2 protein-coding genes and 1 pseudogene (1 of these 3 running past the window's edge) are annotated in these 3152 nt (G+C 45.7%); 1 reads left to right on the plus strand and 2 read right to left on the minus strand.

The genetic code is table 11. The annotated features are described in order from the left end of the window. Positions 1-221: 221 nt before the first annotated feature. Together A2048_03510 and A2048_03515 are read right to left on the minus strand one after the other, a co-directional pair. Positions 222-1223, minus strand: a complete 1002-nt coding sequence (locus tag A2048_03510; protein ID OGP08974.1) for a hypothetical protein — start codon at positions 1221-1223, stop codon at positions 222-224. A gap of 14 nt (positions 1224-1237) precedes the next feature. Then, positions 1238-2755, minus strand: a complete 1518-nt coding sequence (locus tag A2048_03515) for a hypothetical protein (protein OGP08975.1) — start codon at positions 2753-2755, stop codon at positions 1238-1240. 72 nt (positions 2756-2827) lie between these two features. Between A2048_03515 and A2048_03520 the strand changes: the two are divergent. Next, positions 2828-3152 (plus strand): annotated as a pseudogene (locus tag A2048_03520) (hypothetical protein) (it continues 44 nt past the right edge of the window).

A 3152-nucleotide genomic window follows, 5' to 3' on the forward strand; every position in this document is an offset into this window, starting at 1 on the left:
GGCGGAGCCGAGCTTGATACCCCGTGGCTTGCCACGGGGTTCTTCATTAAAAATTTCTATTCAGTAATCTATTCATCATTTATCCCCTACGCTCGTTGGCGTAGGAGGCAAGCCTTGGCTTTGTCAAAACCCCGTGGCTTGCCCCCGAGTTCTTCATATGTTGTTTTGGTTCGAATGGTTAAAAACTATATAAAGGGCACCTCTGGCGGGAAAGGCTTGGGTTATCCCCTTCTCACCCAATCCTTGATGCGGCTTATGGTGACGGGGGCTTGGGATTCGGCGCGGCAGGCGTACCAGCAGACATCGCAGTCGATATCGCCGAATTTGTCGGGGGAATATTCGGTGTAATGGCAGACGCGTGCGGTTTCCGAGCAGGGTTGAAGATATCCATCGGGGGTTACAGTCAGCCAACGCTGACCGGCTTTGCATCCGCCAATGGCTTTGTGCGCGAAATAAATAGGGACGTGATCCAAAAAATAATCGGAAGATTGAATGTGCCCATGTTGGCGTTTGAGGTCTTTTAATTCTTCAATCACTTGTTTTAAAAATTCTTGACGTTCGGGTTTGATCACCTCCGTGTCGTTATTGTTTTTGTTGTAGGAATAGGCGCTAAACGAAATGTTGACCCCCCACTCATAAGCTTTTTTGGCAAGATCGACCACATGATCCAAATTGGAGTTCATGATGATGGTGTTTAAAACGATGTTTTCCAAACCGTCTTCCTGAATTTGCGGGATGAGTTGGGGAATGTGATTGTGCAAATTGGGAATGCCACGCACCTTGGAGTGGCGTTCATCCAGATAATCCATGGAAATAGTCAACTGATCGACCCCGGCTTCTTTTAATTTTCGGGCCTTTTCTCGGGTGAGTAAACCGGCGTTGGTGATGATGGCCGTATAAATACAGTGTTCCTTGACTTGCCGGATGATGTCGTAAATATCGGTCCGCAATAAAGGCTCGCCACCGTTTACAGAAACCATGATGGGTTTTATTTTGGCAATGATGGGGCCATAATCGCGCAGGCGGGGGCCGGCTTCCATTTCCCAGCAGGGACAAAAATGGCATTTGGCGTTGCAGCTTTTGATCACTTCCAAATTAAGGAGTACGGGGCGGTTATTAAGCAAAATATCCGTATAGCGGATGAGCCCGGGAATGATTTTTCCTATTTTTTGTTTTTTCATTTTCCCAAAAGGGATGACATTGGTTTGATTTGTTTGTTCCATAATTTTTTATTTTTTTATTCTTTTAAAGAATGGACTTTGATCAGTTCTTGATTGCTTGCCTTAAACAGGCCCAGACGATTGCTTATCAAAACCATCCACATGGCATGGGCGCCCAAGATGGTTGACAGCACAATCCAATCCAACCTGTTTACCAAGGCCATGAAAAGAAAAGTGACAGAAAAAAAATCGCGCTTGGTCATAAATGAAACGGACTGGAAGAATTTTTTGAAAGGGCTGGTGGTTTGATTTTGCTGAAAATCCTTTTGAATGGCCAATAAACTTCCCGAATCGGTGTGTTTGATCAAATAAGTAAACATCACCAGCAATGTCATCCCCACGCCAAGGAGGGCTAACGATCCTAAAAGCAGGGCATGCGGGTGCCCCTGGTTAAACAAGCCCACAACGGCCCCGATAAAAAAACAAACATAGGTAAAATTGTCGCTGGCGGTATCTAACCATTGTCCCAGTTTGGAACTGGTCATGGTAATGCGCGACATCTCACCATCGCATCCATCTAAAATAGAGGAAAGTTTGAAGAGGAACGCCCCTACAATCAAGGGGAGGTACGTCCCTTGGGCGACAAGAATTCCTGAAGTGACACCCACTAAAGTTGTAAGAAAGGTGACTGTGTTGGCTGAGAGGCTTGTTTTAAGCAGGTATTTTGTGATGAATAGCGAAATATACCGGTTAAAATTGCGGGAAATGAGCCCATCGGTTGGTTTGCGGCATGAGTTAAGTAAAAAACGTTCGGCATGTTTAAGAGAACCTTTGGTGTCCACATCCTGCCAGAAAGCATTTCCCACATCCATGGAACCCATCTGGTTTCTTTTGGCCAGTAAACGAATGCCATTTGAAAGGGAGGGAGCTTTTGTCTTGGATGTTTCTTCAAGGACGGTGAAAACTTCCTGGCTGCATAAAAACATACCCGTATCGACGGCATTGTAATTTTTTAGTTCTTTGCCGATTTCCTTGATTTGATCTTTTTCCACCACCACTTTGGTCGCGTCATCCATGTCAAAGATGCTTTCAAGCTTGGTGTCGACAGCTAAAATGGCCTTGTTTTCCCACAGAGGTGCTTTGATCAGTTTGGCTAAAGTACGGGGTTCAAAGATATGGTCCGACATCAGCAGGACAAAATTTTCTAAAAGATGGGGTTTGGCTTTTAGGACAGAAACGCCGTTTGGTTTTTCCCATTCAGGGTTTTCAACAAAGGTAAGTTTTACCCCAAGTTTTTTTTCATCCAAGGCCTGGATGATCTTTTCTTTTTGAAACCCCACCACAATGACAAATTCACGGATCCCGGCTTCTTTTCCGCAAAGGATCGCGCGCTTGATAAGCGGCATCCCCCCCACCTTGCGGAGAGGTTTGGGGATATCACCATCATGGCGTTGAAGGCGGCTTCCAAAACCTGCCGCTATGATAAGGGCTTGATGAGTCATTAAAAGTTCCTCCTTGTACGGGAAAATACCCCGAAAGTCAATTCCAGTATCTTGGGGGAAATCACAGGGAACGCCTCTGTTTTTAAGCTTCATTTACAATTAATATCAACAGCTTAGTTACTTTCATTGCCATTTAGGAAGGGCTTTGTTAAAAGCGACCCTCTTATGAAAAAGACCCTATCCCGTTTTTGGACCCCCTTTTTCTTGTTGGTGGGAACCCTTCTCTTGGTGCAGCTGATTCGCCGGTTTGGCACAGACCAGCTTTATCAAACCTTTCAAAACCTGGGGTGGAATGAACTGACGGTCCTTTTCTTGCCTGCTTTCTGGTACTTAGCCCACACTTTGGCTTGGTATTTTGTATTGGAAGAAACAGGGGACCATGTTTCTCTATGGGAACTATTCAAAATCAAAGTGGCGGGGGAGGCGGTGAACACACTGACCCCGGTTAGCTGGATGGGGGGGGACCCCATCCGGGTTCACATGCTCCAGA

This window comes from Deltaproteobacteria bacterium GWA2_45_12, from assembly GCA_001797365.1.
In the GTDB taxonomy this organism is placed as follows: domain Bacteria; phylum UBA10199; class UBA10199; order UBA10199; family UBA10199; genus UBA10199.